Raw genomic sequence first — 14439 nt, 5'->3', positions numbered from 1 at the left:
TAAGAAGGAATAGCAACCATGGATATGAAAGCACTGGTTTACACAGGCCCGAGCCAAATGACCTATCGCAGTGAGGAAATGCCAACGCCGCAGGAAGGTGAAGTATTGGTTGAAATCCGCGCGGTGGGGATTTGCGGGTCTGATTTACATGCCTACCTCGGCCACGATGAGCGCCGCCCTGCCCCGCTGATTTTGGGACATGAAGGCGCTGGCATTGTTCACGGTGGCGCATGGGATCAACAAGCCGTGGTCATCAACCCACTGGTCAGTTGTGGCGAATGTGAATACTGTCTGACCGGCTTCACAAACCAGTGTCAGTCTCGCCAGATCATTTCCATGCCGCCAAGGGAAGGGGCATTCGCGGAGTTTATCGCCATTCCCAAGCGCAATCTGGTGCGTGTCCCAGAAGGTATGTCACTGAGCACCGCCTCGCTCGCTGAGCCTATTGCCACAGGCTGGCACGCAGTCAGCAAAGGGGCAGAGCTAAGCAAACGGCCTCTGGCGGAAAACAGAGCGCTGGTTTATGGCGGCGGAGCAGTCGGCCTTGCAGCCGCGCTTTCACTGACTGCACAAGGCTGCAAACACATTTATCTGGCAGAAACCAATGCCCTGCGGCGCGAAACCGTTGAAAAAACCTGCCCCTGCAACGTATTCGACCCGCTCACCGATGATGTAATAAGCAAAAACAGCATCGATCTGGTGGTGGATTGTGTGGGGAACAAGCACACACGAATGGGGGCTTCTGCAGCGGTCAAACCCGGCGGTGTGATCATCCATGTCGGACTGCAAGACAGCCTGGAAGGGCTGGATGTACGCAAGTTCACCCTACAGGAAGTGACCTTCGCCGGCAGTTACACCTACACCATGCAGGATTTCAAGGCAACGCTTGAGGCCATGCACAACGGTGCGCTGGGCGCACTGGACTGGATTCAGGAGCGTCCGCTCAGTGATGGCGCGAACGCTTTTGACGATTTACTTCACGGACGTATTGCCGCTGCCAAAGTGGTACTGCTTCCCGAAGGGTAATCAAACACCAAGGCAAGACGGCAAGCAGGTTCGCCCAGACTGTACACCGCCATGCTGAGGATAAAAGGCAATGCGATTTAACACCCCGATTCAAAAGGAGATGAAAATGCAAGCACCGGATTTTCTCGTCCACGACTCGTCTGACACTGTCGGCGTGATTGTGGTCGAGGGCCTCGAAGCAGGTCAAACGCTAACCGGATGGGTGATGGACACCGATGAAACCATCGAAGTCCGCGCACTGGACGCGATCCCTCTCGGTCACAAAGTGGCGCTGAGTGATATTAAAAACGGCGATACCATCATTAAGTATGATAATGATATCGGCAAGGCCGTCGCTGACATCGCAAAAGGCGGTCACGTGCACGTACACAATGTGAAAACCAAGAGGTGGTAACCATGAGCAATTACACATTTATGGGCTACCGCCGCGAAAATGGCCGTGTCGGTGTGCGCAATCACGTCATCATCCTGCCATTGGACGATCTGTCGAACGCCGCGTGTGAAGCGGTCGCCAACAACATCAAAGGTACGCTGGCACTGCCCCATCCCTATGGCCGTCTGCAATTTGGTGAAGATTTGGAACTGCATTTCCGCACCCTGATTGGTACGGGTTGCAACCCCAATGTCGCTGCGGTGGTGGTGATCGGCATCGAACCGGGCTGGACAAGCCGCGTGGTGGAAGGCATCAAAGCCTCTGGCAAGCCTGTTCAGGGCTTTGCAATTGAACAAAATGGTGACATCAACACCATCGCTGCTGCTTCCCGCGTTGCGAAAGAATACGTTCACTACGCCAGTGAGCTGACCCGCGAAGCGTGCGATGTGAGCGAGCTTTGGGTATCGATGAAATGTGGTGAGTCTGACACCACATCAGGTCTGGCAGCGAACCCTACCGTTGGCAATCTGTGTGACAAGTTTTCTGCCGCAGGCGCTACTTTATGTTTTGGGGAAACCTCAGAGCTCACCGGTGCAGAGCAAATCTGTAAAACTCGCGCCATCAGCCCTGAAATTGGGCAGAAGTTCCTCGATACCTGGCAGGCTTATATGGATGAAGTGATCGAACCCCACAAAACGTCCGATCTTTCTGACAGCCAGCCAACCAAAGGTAATATCGAGGGCGGGCTGACCACCATCGAAGAAAAGGCATTTGGCAACTATCAGAAAATTGGTAAAAACACCCAGTTTGTAGATGTACTGAAACCTGCCGAGCGCCCCGAGGCAGGTCCCGGCCTGTATTTTATGGACACGTCTTCAGCCGCTGCCGAGTGTGTCACCTTGCAGGCAGCGGCAGGCTTCGCCGTTCACCTGTTCCCTACTGGGCAAGGCAACGTCATTGGTAACCCGATTGTGCCGGTTATCAAGATCACCGCCAACCCACGTACAGTGCGCACCATGGGAGAACACATTGACGTGGATGTTTCCGGCATCTTGCGCCGTGAACTGAATCTCGACTCTGCCGGTGATGCGCTGATCGACATGACGCTACGCACCGCAAATGGCCGAGCCACAGCCGCAGAAGCGCTGGGTCACCGCGAGTTTGTACTGACTAAACTGTACCGAAGCGCATAAGCATTTAGCTTATCCTGCGCGACAATTATGTGATGCAGAAATACGGACGCTGGGGAAACTCAGCGTTTTCTGTTGTATCTGCTATTCAGGCTTTCTGCTGTCGCTGCCAGACAGATATTGCCTGATAGCTTCAATCAGCTTTTCAGGCTGACGGTAGGCATAGTAATTGACCACAACCCGCTTCTCACCCGCCATGATAACGACAGAAAAATCATTGGATGTTGAGCCTGTGACCTCATGCCAATAAATGCGTCGCTTGCCTTTTTCTACATAGTCATCCGTCACCCGGGTGTTTTTCGAATCAAATACCCAAAACAGTGAAAGAAAAATCCCGACAAACGCCAAAAGGCCGTATAACGCATCCATCCAGACACTGTGTTGTTCATCGCCTAACACAAGCTGCAAATTCAGTATACCGAACGTTATACCCAGCATCAGGATCACAAATGAGAGCGGTTTGTTCAACACAGCCTTGTTCTTTGCTGTGTTGGTCACCTTTTCATTCACTGCGACTATCTCTTACCATCCAAGTTATCAATAAGACTATGTATTTTACTGGGAATTCACCAGTAATTACGCCTATATTTTTAACATTTTGGTAAATTGTATGGTAAACATAACCGCCACTCTCACCACAGGCCGAGTTTCTTTATCGCGTGATACGCCGACATGACATCGTCAGGGATAAGCTGTTCTATTTGAAAGCCTTTTGCGGGATAGTCACGAATACGTTCGAAATCGCTTAGGGTAGCTTCAACTACATGGTCAAAGGGTAAGTCTGCGTTTGGGTAATCAATGAAAGAGATTGGTGGAGATGTGCAGACAACGCTATTGATATCCCCCGGCCATTGTTTCATAAACGTGGCGTAGGCGCGTCTTTCCATAAAAGGTTTTTGCACCAGAATAAACCGGGAAAATGCCAGTCCATGACCTTTCATGACGTTATATGACAGCGTCATGTTTTCGCCAGAATTTGTCGCCTTGGTTTCCAACAAAATGGCTGACGCCGGAACCCCTTCATCACACAGGATATCGGCAAAGGTTTCTGCCTCTGTTTTATCAAATATGTCTTCGGTAAACCGCCCTCTCCCACCAGACACAAGAAGATAAGGTGCCAGCCCTTTTCGGTATAGCTCTGCGGCATACTCCGCAACGCGAAGATCGTTGCTGCACAACACAAACAGGCAATCCGCAGGCTTCACGTCATGCCCCATAAGGTGAAAATTCCAGATAGTTTCCAGATGATTATAAAGTCGGGCCGTCATAGGTTGGTTCTCTAAAAATAGCTTGGCTTTCTGAAATGAGCAGTCGCCAACAGTCATACCCCCACACTATCACACAGACATTAGGCGAAAAAAAACCGCGCTAAAAAAGCGCGGTTTCTTTGGCGTAAAACAGGGCCTATACCTTTTTCACAAACTCCGATTTCAGCTTCATCGCGCCGATGCCGTCGATTTTGCAATCAATGTCGTGGTCACCGTCTACCAGACGGATGTTTTTCACTTTAGTACCGACTTTAACCACCAGTGACGATCCTTTCACTTTCAGGTCTTTAATCACAGTGACGGTGTCGCCGTCTTGCAGAACATTGCCGTTTGAGTCTTTGATGACTTTTGCCTCTTCCACATCAGCAGATGCATTCTGGGACCACTCGTGCCCACACTCAGGACAAACAAGCAGCGCACCATCTTCGTAGGTGTATTCAGAGTTACATTGTGGGCAATTTGGTAAAGACATGATTAATTACCTCGGTATGGATGGGTAAAGGGCGGTAGTCTAAACCAAAGCAATCACTTCGCATATAGCTGACCGTGATAAGCACACTTTTTTTCTGGGATTACGATTATTTCAGGCATTCACGATAACAAGTGCACCATCTTCGTGCCACATGCACACCAATAAGGAAAACAATTGAAATTATTTTCCTACAAATAAATGCATCCGATCACATTTCTAAAAAATGTTAATTCACCGAAATACATTCATTAAGTCAATGCGTTTCCTTTCCATGCCGCCGCAGCCCTTTGTCTACCTAGCCAGACATGAGATCAATCAAATCCCGCCGTGTTTTTGCTGCCAGTTTGATCCATTTCACATCAGGAAAATATGAAACCAGTTGCTAGACTCTTTTTTATAAAACCCATTATTTTAACCAGTTAGCTAAGGGTCTTGGACCCTATGGAGAGAAACATGAACGCGCTGTCTATCCGGCAACGTTTATCGTTGATCATTATCATTGCCTTGCTGTCTTTGGTTTCAGTCACCATTATCTCGCTTACAGTTAAGCGCGATAACATGTTGGAAGAGAGAAAAAGCCAGATACGGGTTCTTGTTGAAACAACACAAAGTCTGGTTACCCGCCTATACCAACAAACACAAACCGGCGAAATTTCCGAAAAGGAAGCCCAACAACGTGCTATTACTGCCATCGATGCCATGCGTTATGGTAATAATGGTTATTTCATGGTGTTTGATATGGACGCAAACATGGTCCACCACCCTATCTCTCCAGATCTTAACGGTAAAAACCTTCGTGATCGCCAGGATGTCAATGGCGTCTACCTTTTTACTGAGCAGGCACAACAAGCGAAAGAAGGCGGCGGTTTTGTCACCTACTATTGGAAGAAAGCAGGTAACGACACAAAACCACACCCGAAAATCACTTACTCACTGCCTTTCCAGCCTTGGGGCTGGGTACTAAGCACCGGCCTTTATGTCGATGATGTAGATGCCGTTTTCTACCAAGACGTACGAAAAATGTTGCTTCTGGTGGCAGCTATTGCACTGGTGTTAGCAGCCATTTCCTTTACCATTGCCCGCAGCATCACGGTACCGTTGAGCAAACTGCAAACCTTGCTTCTAACAGCAGAAAGAAACCTAGATCTGACGGTTCGTTCGACGTTAAAAGGTAAAAACGAAATCACCGATCTGGGACGCGCATTCAACAATTTGATGACGGCGTTTGAAGAAACCCTGACCAGCATCGCTCAGGGCGCAAACCAGCTCAACAGTGAAGTGTCTAAATTAGAAACCCTGTCTAACCATATCGTTGGTGCTTCAACCCAACAGTCTGAAGACACCGGCAGCATTGCTGCACTGGTGGAGGAATTTGCTGCCAGTATCAACACCATTTCCCACGACGCCGACAAAATGAAGACCCTTTCCAATGAAAGTGGGAATAAGGCTAAAGTCGGCGCATCAACCATGCAGCTGACTATTTCCAACATGGATCAGATGTCTGAGAAATCTCAACGTTCCAGCTCTGCCGTTGCTGAGCTCGATCAGCACTCCAAGGAGATTGAAGGCATTATCAGCGTGATCAATGATGTAGCGGAACAGACCAACTTGCTGGCACTGAATGCGGCCATTGAAGCTGCCCGCGCTGGCGATCAAGGTCGTGGCTTTGCCGTTGTCGCCGATGAAGTGCGTAACCTAGCCGTCCGCACATCAGACTCCACCAAACAGATTGCCTCTACCATTCAGGAACTTCGCAATGGCATTGAGATGACAGTGAGCCATATCGAAGAAAGTGTCAGTGTGGTGAGTGATAACATGTCGCAAACCCATACAGCCGAACAATCGGTTCGCGAAATGCACCAAAAGTCACTCGATCTTATCAATATCATCGAAGAAGTTTCCCGATCGCTGCATGAGCAAACTGTCGCCAACCAAGAGCTGGCAAGACGTATTCAGGGCATTGCCGACATGGCCTCCAATAACCACGAATCGGCGGAGGATGTGCAAGGATCTGCCCGTCAGGTGAATAGCCTGGTGAGTCAATTCAGAAAATCTGTTGGACGATTTAAAGTGTCCAAGGCCTATTGACTTCCCCCTGCTGTCGTAAGAAAGGCACAAAGCCCCTTCATGGGGTTTTGTCCGTTTAAGCGATACCGCTTTAATTCATGGGCTCGCGGCAGATCAACCCGTATTTTGTTGGACTGGATAGTGGTGCCAGTGGATGTTGCTCAATAAACTGCTCGACATCATGGCGATATGACGGATAGAAGAGATTAGGCGCATGGCCGCAGCCAAGATAATAATTCACCGCCATGTCCGGTTGCATTTCTCGCATCTTTTTAACGATGCCCTTTGTCAGCACATCAGAGTGCAATCCATGCATCAGCATTAACGGAATATCAAGGCGGCTAAACTGCCGCCATAGGTTAATTGGCGGGGTATCAGGATCGTATTGCGCAAGAATATCGGGGTCATAATGCGTCGTGTAATCACCATTGCCAAGTCTGCGGACCGATGCAGAAATCATGGTATGCCATTGCTGGCAAGTATGGGGACCAAAGGGCTGATAGAGGCTTTGCAGGTATTGGCTAATCTCATTATACCGTTTGAAAGAAACGGGGGTCTGCACATAACTGACGATTCGCTCCAGGGCATCGGCTGGCACTTCCGGGCCAATGTCGTTTAAAACCAGAGTTGCAATCTTGTCGGCATTCTCATCACTGGCTGCGATTAACATACCAATCAACCCACCCATGCTGGTGCCGACCCAATGAACCTTGTCACAGCAGTAAAAATCCATCAACTTCAGCGCCATCGCAATATAGTTGGCATAGCTGTATTCTACTTGCGGTTCTTCTGCCCATTGCGATAACCCACGCCCCAGGGTATCAGGTGCAATGACACGGTAGCCTTTCGACGCCAGCGCATTCCCCAGTTCAATAAAGTCGATGCTGTTCCTTGCTAAACCATGCCAACAGAACACCGTTTCACCACCCTCCGGGTTCCAGGCTCGAACGTGTATTTCGCGTTCATTGATCACTGGGTACTGGTGCAGCATTTCAGACATGATTCCGCTCTCCCTCTGCATCCCCAAGATGAACATGACACCGGCGCCGCTCGCGATGGGGTTATGTTAATTATTTGAGGTGTTTCAGGTTTCCTCAACTCTAAAACTGAAAAAAAGCGTATTTCCGTTTAAGCCGCCACATCGACACGCCAGAGCGCACTAATTGGTAGCTTTTTTCGGGTGTTACAGATAAAACAACACAACGAAGTCTTGCTCAGTCTCAGTAAATACGGGAGGTCCAGCGCTTTTAGTGCTGGAAATAAACCACCGGTGATTGATAAAATCGCTGCCACTTTAATAAACGCATATCAAAGAGAGTGACTCCCCATGGGACGCAGTTTCGAAGTTCGTAAAGCTTCAATGGCGAAAACACAAGGCGCCAAAGTTAAGCTGTACTCTAAGTACGGTAAAGAGATCTACGTTATCGCGAAAAACGGTGGTACCGACCCTGACTCTAACCTCTCGCTAAGACGTATCATTGATAAAGCGAAGAAAGATCAGGTGCCAAGCCACGTGATTGAAAAAGCGATTGAAAAAGCGTCTGGCAGCGGTGGTGAAAACTATGAAGTTGCGCGCTACGAAGGTTTCGGTCCAGGCGGTTGCTCTGTGATTGTTGACTGTCTGACAGACAACAACAACCGTACTTATATGGAAGTCCGTCAGTGCTTCGTGAAAACCAACGCCAAAATCGGCAGCCCTGGCTCTGTTGCCCACATGTTTGAGCACCAGGCTGTTTTCCAGTTTGCGGGTGACGACGAAGAAACCGTACTGGAAGCATTGGTCATGGCAGACGTTGATGTGACTGACATTGAGTGTGAAGACGGCGTTATCACAGTTTTCGCCCCTCACACAGAATTCTTCAAACTGAAAAGTGCACTGACAGAGTCAATGCCGAACGTTACCATTGACGTTGAAGAAATCACTTTCGTGCCACAAACCATGACAACAATCAGCGGCGACGACGTGGCTGTCTTTGAGAAGTTCATGGACATGCTGAACGACTGTGACGACGTACAAAACGTTTATCACAACGCAGAAATTGAGGCGTGATCCTTTCAATCTGCGTTCAAAGTGCCCGGTTTTGCCGGGCATTTTACTTTTCGATCGAATAAAGGCGCCATAATGGAACAGAAAGAATTTGAAACACTGGTCAAAGCCCTTTGCCAAAAAGCAGACCTTCCTGAAGCACTCGACATGCTGAAAGCATGCGAAAACGAAGCCGTTGCAGAAGCTGCAAATGCGCTGACCGGGCAGTTTGCACTGGCGGAAGTTGAGGGTGAAAACCGTGTTTACCACGTATTTACCGAAGAAAATGACGACGGTGAAGCACAAGAGTTCGTGGAGCACATTATGAACGTTGGCGACGACGTGATTGTGTTTGTCGCCTGGTTCTTCTACACCCAGTTCGACATTAAAAACCGCGATACCTATGCCGCTGCAGGCCGCACTTACAAGCAGCCCAAACGCAGCTAAGCTAACCCAAACGCTGGGGCAAGTACCCTGGCGTCTTTGGGCCTCACAACGCTATCCCGCTTTCAGCCGGTACTCTTTTACCAATAACTCGGTCGCTTTTTCGGCGATGGGATTGAGCACATCCTTGCCCATCCCCTCAAACAGGCTTTGTTTCATGTCAAGGGACCAGAAGCGGCGGATGTGTGACGCAACGTCTTCTACGGTTTCCTGTTCACTCCTGCCATGTGCAAGGTTTTCTGCGATTTGGTTCGCCATCACAAAAAGCCGTTCATTACGATGGTGTTCGCCGTCCATGCTAACTCCTCTCAATGCCCACTACCTTGGGTGGCAGCCGACAAATGCGCTTGTTGCTGCTCGTCAAACTCGCGAAAACGCCGCTGCCAATTTGTTTGGTTAACGGCCACTTTCACCTGCACTGCGGTCACTTTGTATTCCGGGCAGTTGGTTGCCCAGTCCGAGTTTTCTGTGGTGACCACATTGGTGCCGGATACCGGATGGTGGAAGGTGGTGTAAACCACGCCCGGTTGCATACGGTTGCTGATTTTAGCAGGCAGGGAGACTTCACCAGCACGGCTGGCAATCAGCACTGCTGTGCCTTCTGTGATCCCACGATCTTCTGCATCCAAAGGATGGATTTCCAGCACATCTTCTTTGTGCCAGCGTGTATTATCAGTGCGGCGGGTTTGCGCACCGACATTGTACTGGGTCAATATGCGGCCAGTGGTCAGCAGCAATGGGAATCGCTTATTCACTTTCTCTTCGGTTGCCACATATTCGGTCACCACAAAGCTGCCTTTGCCTTTTACAAAGCGGCCAATATGCATGGTGGGTGTTCCTTCGGGCGCCATATTGTTACAAGGCCACTGAATCGAACCCAGTTTATCCAGCTTTTCATAGCTAACACCTTGGAATGTTGGCGTCAATCGGGCAATTTCATCCATGATTTCAGAGGGATGGTTATAATGCATCTCATAACCAAGGGCGTTAGCAAAATCTATCGTCACTTCCCAGTCGGCTTTGCCGGAAAGAGGAGCCATTACTTTACGCACGGGCGAAATCCGCCGCTCTGCGTTGGTAAACGTACCGTCTTTTTCAAGAAAGCTGGCTCCCGGAAGGAACACATGGGCAAACTTAGCGGTTTCATTCAGGAAGATGTCCTGAACAATCAGGCATTCGAGCGATGACAATGCCGCCTCAACATGTTGGGTATTGGGATCGGATTGGGCAATATCTTCACCCTGCACATACATGCCTTTAAACCGACCTGCAATCGCAGCATCAAACATATTGGGAATACGAAGCCCGGGTTCCTCGTCAATCGGCACGCCCCATTCGCTTTCAAACAACACACGCACTTGCGGGTCTGAGACGTGACGGTAACCGGGCAATTCATGCGGAAAAGAGCCCATATCACAGCTGCCCTGTACGTTGTTTTGTCCACGCAACGGGTTAACCCCTACACCTTCACGGCCAATGTTGCCTGTTACCATTGCCAGATTGGCAATCGCCATGACAGCTGAACTCCCCTGGCTGTGCTCTGTCACTCCCAGACCATAATAAATCGCACCGTTCTGTGCTTTCGCGAACATCCTTGCCGCTTCCCGGATCAATATGGCGGGCACACCTGTCGCACTTTCCATCGCTTCCGGCGAGTGATGCGGCTGGGCGATAAAATCACGCCATTTGTTATACGCCTCGGTGTCGCAACGTTCAGCGATAAAATCTGTTGCTTCCAGCCCTTCATTGATAATGACATGCGCCAGCGCATTCATCACCGCCACATTGGTACCGGGACGCAGTTGCAGATGGTATTTGGCACGGACGTGCGGCGCGTTGACCAAATCAATTTCACGCGGGTCAATCACTATCAACTTCGCGCCTTTTCTCAGGCGACGTTTAAGCTGGGAAGCAAACACCGGGTGGCCATCGGTTGGATTAGCACCAATCACAATAACCACATCGGCTTTCTGCACCGATTCAAACGTTTGGGTGCCTGCCGATTCACCCAAGGTGGTTTTCAGGCCATAGCCGGTTGGAGAATGGCAAACACGGGCACAAGTATCGACGTTATTGGTGCCAAACCCAGCGCGAACCAGCTTCTGCACCAGATAGGTTTCTTCATTGGTGCAGCGTGACGAGGTAATGCCCCCCAATGCGTTCGCCCCATATTTATCCCGGAGCGCCCTGATCTTGTCTGCGGCAAACCCAATCGCCTCATCCCAACTCACTTTGCGCCACGGCTCATTGATGGTGTCGCGGATCATCGGGCGGGTAACACGATCTTTATGGGTCGCATAGCCAAAGGCAAAACGGCCTTTCACGCATGAATGTCCCTGGTTTGCTTTGCCCTCTTTGTGCGGCACCATCCGGATAAGCTGATCTCCCCGCATCTCGGCACGAAATGCACAGCCCACCCCACAATAGGCACAGGTCGTCACACGATAGTGACTCGGTGTGCCTTGCTCAATCACACTGTTTTCGATCAGCGCTGCTGTTGGGCAAGCCTGAACACAAGCGCCGCAAGACACACATTCAGACGCCATAAACGATTCTGCACCCGCCACAATACGGGATTCAAACCCCCGGCTTTCAACGGTCAGAGCATGCTGCCCCTGTATTTCGTCACAGGCACGGACACAACGTGAACAAACAATGCATTTACTGGTATCAAACGTAAAATACGGATTGGAGGTGTCCTTTTCCTGATCAAGGTGATTGCTGCCCTCAACACCATAACGCACCTCACGAAGTCCGACAGCGCCCGCCATATCTTGCAATTCACAATCGCCGTTGGCGGCACAGGTCAGGCAATCCAACGGGTGGTCTGAAATGTACAGCTCCATTACATTACGTCGTAACTTACGAAGAGCTTCATTCTGTGTGGTGACGACCATACCTTCCACAACGGGTGTGGTGCAGGCTGCCGGTTTTCCGCGCATGCCTTCAATCTCCACCACGCACATCCGGCACGATCCGAAGGCGTCCAACGAATCGGTGGCACACAGTTTGGGGATCTGGATATTCAGCATGGATGACGCACGCATTACCGAGGTGCCTTCAGGCACTGTGACTGACCAGCCATCAATGGTCAGGGTGATGGGTTTGAGATCCTCACCTTTCATCGGCGGAGTCCCGACGTCTTTGTTGCCCTGTTCAAGGGGGATATAAAACTCAACCATTGTTGCCTCCTCGACGGACTATCACCCGTCAACGCCCGTATTTTTTGCGTCTAACGCAAAACCAAAATCGTCTGGAAAATGTTTCAACGCACTTTTCACCGGGAAGGGGGTCATGCCACCCATGGCGCAAAGGGATCCCTGTTCCATCGTCTCGCACAAATCATCAAGCAAGGCTTTATGTGCTGACTTCTCATCGCCAGTGGCACGTAACAATTGATCAATCACTTCAACGCCACGTACTGCACCAATCCGGCAAGGTGTACATTTACCGCAAGATTCCAACGCACAGAATTCCATGGCAAAACGCGCCATCTGGCTCATGTCTGTCTGCTCATCAAAAGCGACAATGCCGCCGTGCCCCAACATGGCACCACGCGCTGCAAGGTGTTCGTAATCCAGCCCGGTGTCCCAGTCTTTTTCGGCAATATATGCCCCGAGCGGCCCACCAATTTGAACTGCTTTTAGCGGATTGCCGGTTTTACTTCCCCCACCGAAATCGAAAAGCAGCTCTCGGATAGTGACACCAAAAGCGAGTTCAAACAGCCCCGGCCGCTTGATGTTGCCGGCAAGTTGAATCGGCATAGTGCCAAGCGAACGCCCCTGGCCAAAATCTTTATAGTGGTCCGCCCCTTTCGAGAAAATGATCGGTACTGACGCCAGAGAGATCACGTTATTGATCACTGTCGGCCTACCAAACAGTCCCTCAATGGCAGGCAGCGGTGGCTTATTCCTGACCAAACCCCGTTTACCCTCAAGGCTTTCCATCAAAGAGGTTTCCTCGCCACAAATATACGCCCCCGCGCCCATCCGCAGTTCTAAATCAAAATGCTTGCCGCTGCCGCAAATATCTGGGCCGAGATAGCCGGCGGCATAAGCGTTTTCAATGGCTTTAGTGAAAATCTTGCAGGCATTGGGATATTCAGATCGGGTATAGACATAGCCCTGAGAAGCACCGACAGACAACGCACAGATGATCATGCCTTCAATCAGGGTAAGCGGATCGCCTTCCATCAACATACGATCAGCAAAAGTGCCTGAATCGCCTTCGTCAGCATTGCAGATAACGTATTTCTGACCCGAAGGTTGGTCTGCCACAGTTTGCCACTTAATACCGGTAGGGAATGCCGCCCCACCACGACCGCGCAGTCCGGAGGCTTTCACTTCATCCAGCATTTCCTGGGTTGTCATAGTGAGCGCTCTTTTCAGTCCGTCAAAACCGCCCTTACTGCAGTAATCTTCAACATCAAGAGGATCGACAACCCCCACCCGTTCAAACGTCAGTCTGTCCTGGCGCTTCAGCCAGGGAATCTCCGTGGTCAGACCAAGACACAAGGGATGTTCCAACGCAGCACTGCCTGCCTCATCCGGCGCAAAAAAACGCAGGTCAAGCAGTGCATCAATATCCTCTTCAAACACAGGACCGAATGCGATGCGGCCCCCGGCAGATTCCACTTCAATCATGGGTTCCAGCCAGAAAAGACCGTGGGAGCCATTGCGGACAACCGTCAGGGATTCGCCATGGGTGACAGCGCTGTGTGCCAATCGCGCCGCAACCTTGTCGGCCCCTCGGGAAACAGACGAAGAATCAAGGGGGACATAAATACGATAACTCATGGCGCCTTCACCTCAACCACTTGGGAGATCAACGAATCAACGAGGCTATCAAACGCGTCATCATTCATGTCACCGTGAATATCGTCACCCACCCGGACACAAGGGGAATACATGCAGTTGCCCAAACAATAAACCGGCTCAAGGGTGAAATTGTTATCTTTGGTGGTTTCATGAAAGCCAATGCCAAGCCGGGAAAACACATGGCGTTCCAATGCCTGCGATCCCATCGACTGACAGGATTCTGCACGGCAAATCTGGATAACATGGCTACCGGGCGGATGATTGCGAAACTCATGGTAGAAACTGATAACACCATGCACATCGGCGTTTGACAGGTTCAATCCTCGCGCAATCATTGACACTGCAGCGGGAGGGACATAGCTCAGACGATGCTGAATTTCATGCAATATGGGTAACAGGGCACCCGGCTTGGTCTTCAGGGTATTTATTGCTTCTGCTACCACAACGCGCTCCTGATCCGTTAAAGCGCTGTGCTGGGCTTGCTGTTTCATTGGCTTTCCTTGCTATCCGCTATCCTAATCTTGCTATCCAATCATCCAATCTGACACTTGCTTTTGTTATGCCATGGTAAGTGTAGTGCCAATCAGTTACTCGCCTGTTCCCGAATTGAGATCTGATCAGGCCGCAATGCGACGCTGGCAGCTTGTCATGCATGATAAAAAATGATTATTTTACAAATAGATTGCCTTCTATACCGTCATGGAAAGAGGGATTGTTACCCAGCAGTAATTAACCGTTTATACCCGTGATCGCTAC

14 protein-coding genes are annotated in these 14439 nt (G+C 50.3%); 6 read left to right on the top strand and 8 right to left on the bottom strand.

The window, feature by feature from the left end:
* Positions 1–24 precede the first annotated feature (24 nt).
* From AC6IB1_RS00280 to AC6IB1_RS00270, 3 genes are all read left to right on the top strand, one after another.
* Positions 25–1026 (top strand): alcohol dehydrogenase catalytic domain-containing protein, encoded by a 1002-nt coding sequence (locus AC6IB1_RS00280; protein WP_503692960.1) that lies wholly within the window; start codon positions 25–27, stop codon positions 1024–1026.
* A gap of 106 nt (positions 1027–1132) precedes the next feature.
* Positions 1133–1420, top strand: coding sequence for a UxaA family hydrolase (locus tag AC6IB1_RS00275; RefSeq protein ID WP_005504394.1), 288 nt, complete (start codon positions 1133–1135; stop codon positions 1418–1420).
* Positions 1421–1422: 2 nt separating this feature from the next.
* The gene (locus AC6IB1_RS00270; RefSeq protein WP_497566411.1) at positions 1423–2592 is read left to right on the top strand and encodes a UxaA family hydrolase; all 1170 of its coding nucleotides are present in this window, start codon (positions 1423–1425) and stop codon (positions 2590–2592) included.
* A gap of 81 nt (positions 2593–2673) precedes the next feature.
* Here AC6IB1_RS00270 and AC6IB1_RS00265 read toward each other — a convergent pair whose 3' ends face one another.
* The 3 genes from AC6IB1_RS00265 to AC6IB1_RS00255 all read right to left on the bottom strand — a co-directional run bounded on the left by AC6IB1_RS00265 (position 2674) and on the right by AC6IB1_RS00255 (position 4332).
* Complete coding sequence (locus AC6IB1_RS00265; protein ID WP_497566410.1) at positions 2674–3099, bottom strand: hypothetical protein; 426 nt, start codon at positions 3097–3099, stop codon at positions 2674–2676.
* Between the two features lie 122 nt (positions 3100–3221).
* The gene (locus tag AC6IB1_RS00260) at positions 3222–3857 is read right to left on the bottom strand and encodes an ElyC/SanA/YdcF family protein (protein ID WP_497566409.1); all 636 of its coding nucleotides are present in this window, start codon (positions 3855–3857) and stop codon (positions 3222–3224) included.
* A gap of 136 nt (positions 3858–3993) precedes the next feature.
* Positions 3994–4332 carry a zinc ribbon domain-containing protein YjdM gene (locus AC6IB1_RS00255; RefSeq protein ID WP_503692958.1) on the bottom strand — a complete coding sequence of 113 codons (339 nt, stop codon included), beginning with the start codon at positions 4330–4332 and terminating at the stop codon, positions 3994–3996.
* A gap of 450 nt (positions 4333–4782) precedes the next feature.
* Between AC6IB1_RS00255 and AC6IB1_RS00250 the strand changes: the two genes are divergently transcribed.
* On the top strand, positions 4783–6417 hold the full coding sequence (locus AC6IB1_RS00250; protein ID WP_497566407.1) for a methyl-accepting chemotaxis protein: 1635 nt from the start codon (positions 4783–4785) through the stop codon (positions 6415–6417).
* Between the two features lie 70 nt (positions 6418–6487).
* Here the strand turns inward: AC6IB1_RS00250 and AC6IB1_RS00245 are convergent, their stop codons facing one another.
* Positions 6488–7396: an alpha/beta fold hydrolase gene (locus tag AC6IB1_RS00245; protein WP_497566406.1), complete on the bottom strand. Its 909-nt coding sequence runs from the start codon at positions 7394–7396 to the stop codon at positions 6488–6490.
* Between the two features lie 327 nt (positions 7397–7723).
* On the opposite strand from AC6IB1_RS00245, the gene AC6IB1_RS00240 reads away from it, so the two are divergent.
* Both AC6IB1_RS00240 and AC6IB1_RS00235 read left to right on the top strand, forming a co-directional pair.
* A complete protein-coding gene (locus AC6IB1_RS00240; protein WP_497566405.1) occupies positions 7724–8446 on the top strand; it encodes a YebC/PmpR family DNA-binding transcriptional regulator in 723 nt (240 codons plus the stop codon).
* A gap of 72 nt (positions 8447–8518) precedes the next feature.
* The gene (locus AC6IB1_RS00235; protein ID WP_497566404.1) at positions 8519–8869 is read left to right on the top strand and encodes a hypothetical protein; all 351 of its coding nucleotides are present in this window, start codon (positions 8519–8521) and stop codon (positions 8867–8869) included.
* 51 nt (positions 8870–8920) lie between these two features.
* On the opposite strand, the gene AC6IB1_RS00230 is transcribed toward AC6IB1_RS00235, so the two are convergent.
* From AC6IB1_RS00230 to AC6IB1_RS00215, 4 genes are read right to left on the bottom strand one after another with little or no spacing between them, the layout of a single operon-like run.
* A complete protein-coding gene (locus AC6IB1_RS00230; RefSeq protein ID WP_497566403.1) occupies positions 8921–9163 on the bottom strand; it encodes a formate dehydrogenase subunit delta in 243 nt (80 codons plus the stop codon).
* Positions 9164–9174: 11 nt separating this feature from the next.
* On the bottom strand, positions 9175–12048 hold the full coding sequence (gene fdhF / locus AC6IB1_RS00225) for a formate dehydrogenase subunit alpha (protein ID WP_497566402.1): 2874 nt from the start codon (positions 12046–12048) through the stop codon (positions 9175–9177).
* A gap of 21 nt (positions 12049–12069) precedes the next feature.
* Complete coding sequence (locus AC6IB1_RS00220; RefSeq protein WP_497566401.1) at positions 12070–13662, bottom strand: formate dehydrogenase beta subunit; 1593 nt, start codon at positions 13660–13662, stop codon at positions 12070–12072.
* Positions 13659–14174, bottom strand: a complete 516-nt coding sequence (locus AC6IB1_RS00215; RefSeq protein WP_497566400.1) for a formate dehydrogenase subunit gamma — start codon at positions 14172–14174, stop codon at positions 13659–13661. Before AC6IB1_RS00215 ends, AC6IB1_RS00220 begins: the two co-directional genes overlap by 4 nt.
* Between the last annotated feature and the right edge of the window lie 265 nt (positions 14175–14439).

This window comes from Grimontia sp. THUN1695 (assembly GCF_059704325.2).
Note: the sequence above shows the minus strand (reverse complement) of the source record. Positions and strands in the feature narration are given on the sequence as shown.

Coding starts and splice junctions, on each gene's coding strand:
- AC6IB1_RS00220 (WP_497566401.1), bottom strand. CDS start 13,662: ATGAGTTATCGTATTTATGTCCCCCTTGATTCTTCGTCTGTTTCCCGA.
- AC6IB1_RS00280 (WP_503692960.1), top strand. CDS start 25: ATGAAAGCACTGGTTTACACAGGCCCGAGCCAAATGACCTATCGCAGT.
- AC6IB1_RS00250 (WP_497566407.1), top strand. CDS start 4,783: ATGAACGCGCTGTCTATCCGGCAACGTTTATCGTTGATCATTATCATT.
- AC6IB1_RS00235 (WP_497566404.1), top strand. CDS start 8,519: ATGGAACAGAAAGAATTTGAAACACTGGTCAAAGCCCTTTGCCAAAAA.
- AC6IB1_RS00270 (WP_497566411.1), top strand. CDS start 1,423: ATGAGCAATTACACATTTATGGGCTACCGCCGCGAAAATGGCCGTGTC.
- AC6IB1_RS00240 (WP_497566405.1), top strand. CDS start 7,724: ATGGGACGCAGTTTCGAAGTTCGTAAAGCTTCAATGGCGAAAACACAA.
- AC6IB1_RS00275 (WP_005504394.1), top strand. CDS start 1,133: ATGCAAGCACCGGATTTTCTCGTCCACGACTCGTCTGACACTGTCGGC.
- AC6IB1_RS00230 (WP_497566403.1), bottom strand. CDS start 9,163: ATGGACGGCGAACACCATCGTAATGAACGGCTTTTTGTGATGGCGAAC.
- fdhF (WP_497566402.1), bottom strand. CDS start 12,048: ATGGTTGAGTTTTATATCCCCCTTGAACAGGGCAACAAAGACGTCGGG.
- AC6IB1_RS00215 (WP_497566400.1), bottom strand. CDS start 14,174: ATGAAACAGCAAGCCCAGCACAGCGCTTTAACGGATCAGGAGCGCGTT.
- AC6IB1_RS00260 (WP_497566409.1), bottom strand. CDS start 3,857: ATGACGGCCCGACTTTATAATCATCTGGAAACTATCTGGAATTTTCAC.
- AC6IB1_RS00245 (WP_497566406.1), bottom strand. CDS start 7,396: ATGTCTGAAATGCTGCACCAGTACCCAGTGATCAATGAACGCGAAATA.